This is a genomic window from Microseira sp. BLCC-F43, assembly GCF_041929235.1.
In the GTDB taxonomy this organism is placed as follows: Bacteria; Cyanobacteriota; Cyanobacteriia; order Cyanobacteriales; family Aerosakkonemataceae; genus Microseira.
Map to the genome: position 1 here is coordinate 1 of NZ_JBHFNP010000052.1, position 2,538 is coordinate 2,538.

Annotated in this window: 5 protein-coding genes; all 5 read right to left on the minus strand. The window is 41.7% G+C overall.

The features are described 5' to 3' along the window. Nucleotides 1-320 precede the first annotated feature (320 nt). Nucleotides 321-824, minus strand: coding sequence for a hypothetical protein (locus tag ACE1CM_RS09510; RefSeq protein ID WP_374877172.1), 504 nt, complete (start codon nt 822-824; stop codon nt 321-323). After that, on the minus strand, nt 824-1,048 hold the full coding sequence (locus tag ACE1CM_RS09515) for a hypothetical protein (protein ID WP_374877173.1): 225 nt from the start codon (nt 1,046-1,048) through the stop codon (nt 824-826). Before ACE1CM_RS09515 ends, ACE1CM_RS09510 begins: the two co-directional genes overlap by 1 nt. After that, entirely contained in the window at nt 1,045-1,476 is a 432-nt protein-coding gene (locus tag ACE1CM_RS09520; RefSeq protein WP_374877174.1) for a hypothetical protein, read from the minus strand. The genes ACE1CM_RS09515 and ACE1CM_RS09520 overlap by 4 nt, the downstream gene beginning before the upstream one ends. A gap of 33 nt (nt 1,477-1,509) precedes the next feature. Continuing rightward, a complete protein-coding gene (locus ACE1CM_RS09525; RefSeq protein WP_374877175.1) occupies nt 1,510-1,650 on the minus strand; it encodes a hypothetical protein in 141 nt (46 codons plus the stop codon). Nucleotides 1,651-2,003: 353 nt separating this feature from the next. Continuing rightward, entirely contained in the window at nt 2,004-2,372 is a 369-nt protein-coding gene (locus tag ACE1CM_RS09530) for a hypothetical protein (protein WP_374877176.1), read from the minus strand. Nucleotides 2,373-2,538 lie beyond the last annotated feature (166 nt).

Genomic DNA, 2,538 nt, shown 5'->3' on the forward strand with positions numbered 1-2,538 from the left:
TAAAGAACCAGGCGCTCGCTGTTAGCGGCACTTTCAAGCGTTGAAGTCGCGGTGACATTCACAGTAATGCTGTTGCTAGCAGTAGTTTCTAGGCGGCGAGTAATTCCCGAAAAACCAGGACCGACATTTGAAATGGACATACTGTTTATTAGTGGTTAAGTTCATTAGGACTTTTGTTGCTGGTTGTAAATTTTATCCTGAACTAATTTCACTAAATCTTTGTAATTCTTTTTAGTAACAAGCTTGACATCTGGAATTGTTCCGTAAGCTTGCTCAATCTCTGCCAATGCAAAATTTCTTTAATAATAGCTTCAAACTTGCTAGGTATTTCGATTTGAAAGCCTTTCTAGTATTTGGTCAACCTTGTTTTCAACCACATTGATTGTTTGCCAGAAAGAGGGGGGTAGCTCTCGTATATACCGCCACACAGTAATATGCGCTTCAAGGTGCCAGCGTGGGATTGAAGCTGTTAGTCTCCATACTCTAGGGGATGAATCAGGGAAAAAAATCAACTGCTCTCTGTTCGTCGTCCGTTGATATAACGGTATTCGCCACCTAGTTACTTCTATAGACCCTGAAGAATCAATTGTTACCGGAGCGGGAATTGATTGTTTTAAGTAACACCCTAGTTTCCACCAAGGTCTAGCTACTGGATTGTGAAATCGCGCCGCCATAATGCGACGGCGGCGAAATATAGGAATTGCCAAATCAGCAATAGCTAGTCGCCCGTAAGTTGGATGCAGGTCTGCTAAAACAATCTCAAAGTATTCTACCTCGCACAAATCACTATTTGACAAGTCTATGTCGTTGAGAAAAGAACTCATTAGAACAAACTTAACCCACTTGTCCAGTTTTCTTCAGCTGCAATTGGGTCAATACCGCACTCAGAAATAATTTCCTCAAACTCTGATAGCGATATTTGACCTTGAATTAGTTCTGATAAAGCTTTTTGTCTGATTAACATCAAGTCAACTTCGTACTCAAATTCTTGCTGGCACTGGTACCGAGTGATTTGAACTGGCATTGACAAAAAGTCAAGGGTCTTCATACTCGAATCGCAGCGTTTTCAAAAGTAAGCGTTGCTTTACCTCTTTCGCCTAAAGCTCGTTGTCTTACAGTTCCGGTTGGACCAAATAACTCAATAAACCCAGTTCTAAGATTTTCCGATGTAATATCCCCAGTTGCCTTAGAGAAAGGGGTGCTTCTGTGGCTTTGTCCTCCAATGTTTTCATCGTAAAATCTGATCCAGCGCGTTTGCCAAGGAGTAAATTCGGTTACCGCAGTTGCGTTGCCGTAGTACCAAGAGATTTTAGTTGGTTTGGTTCCGCTTTTCCTAATTGGTCCGACAAAAACTCCGTCTGTGGGTTGAACCTCATTCAGTAACCCAGCTTGGGCTAAGGTAACAATACTATCTCCGCCACCAGGAGCGCCACCAGGAGCAGCAACTATATTAGCATCAACGGTAACTAAAAACACGGCTCGATCATTTCCACTTCTTCTAAGCATCAATCAATAATAAGCTGTTGTCTGCGGCGCGATCAATTGATCGGGTCGGTTACGCTCAACTCGTCGGTTGGCACTCGCTTGTTGTCTTCTTCTTGCTTCCTCAAGTTCTTCCTGTAACTCTCCTACTGTTTTTCGGCGTCCCATACAAATCCTTCGGTTTTGCTATTTCACCCAGATTACTTCCCGCTGTTTTGCCAAAATTTGGGCTATGAGACAAGCGTGTCCTCGTTACCACCCTACTCGTAAAGAATCGTTGGTTGGGTCATACCCCGCACCCATATTGCCGCGTAGCGAAACCGGACATCTGCCATCGGTCTTTCTCTCGGCATCCGCTTTAACTTTCCCAGTATTGCTTTAGTAGGCGGTACGGTAGGATATCGGCTATTAGCCGCTTCTTTAGTTATATAGTTAGCGTTTTCCCAATCAGGAATATGGTCTTGAATTGCTAATACTTTTTCTACAATTCTTCTGACTTCTCTTTCCTCTCTCGAAAAAATTTACACTTGATATCCTAGGTTCCAATCACAGTAAGACAGCAGCTCTTTTCCTTGGCGCCTAATTAATCCATCATTCACCCCAAAAATTGATTTGATTTTTTGACCAAAAGTTCTGGCTTGACTTTCAGTAATATCATTGTCATTGCCAGCTTTGATAATCCTAAAACTTATTTCTCCTGTTACCTGTTCATAATTCTCTTCAACATCTTCAGCTTGTTCAGAAAAATCAAGCGTTATTTGTGGCTTATTTCTTCGCCTGGAAGATACTTTTTCGGAATTAGGTATTAACAAATTTCGCTCGCCTTTGATTAAATTAAACAACTGCAAGCGCATGTCCATCGTTGACGCAGTATCGTTATCTTTAATCAAACAAGCCTTTTTTAAACCAGCTTGGCCAGGAATGTTACGAATATCTTCGATGTTTTCGGGCCCGTCAACCTGCTTAAAAAACTCATTTACTTGTTGATTGTGAAGTAGACGTTAAATAGATTGTAAGTGGTCAAAATCCTTCAGGCTTTTAAATCAGATGGTAGAC